Below are 211 nucleotides of genomic sequence, written 5' to 3' on the forward strand. Positions count from 1 at the left end.
CTGCAAATAACACTGCTCCAACAAGTCTAATATTCCCAAAAGGATTGCGTCTGAACAATGTTCTTGAACTTCTCGCATCAAATACATGCCATAATTGTCCATAAACTAAAGTCAGAAATGCAACTGTTTGTGCTTCACTAGCGTTCAATCCATTTTGAGCAGCTAGGAGAAATCCAAGATAAACCATCGCTCCCATAACTGTTCCCCTAAT

The 211-nt window shown here is 39.3% G+C and carries 1 protein-coding gene; it reads right to left on the reverse strand.

What is annotated here, in order from left to right; translation table 11 throughout:
- Positions 1–196: cation transporting ATPase C-terminal domain-containing protein (locus tag NE637_RS15720; protein WP_256267857.1), on the reverse strand; the 196-nt coding region annotated here is incomplete at its 3' end.
- Positions 197–211 lie beyond the last annotated feature (15 nt).

This window comes from Desulfovibrio desulfuricans, from assembly GCF_024460775.1.
Lineage (GTDB): Bacteria > Desulfobacterota > Desulfovibrionia > Desulfovibrionales > Desulfovibrionaceae > Desulfovibrio > Desulfovibrio desulfuricans_E.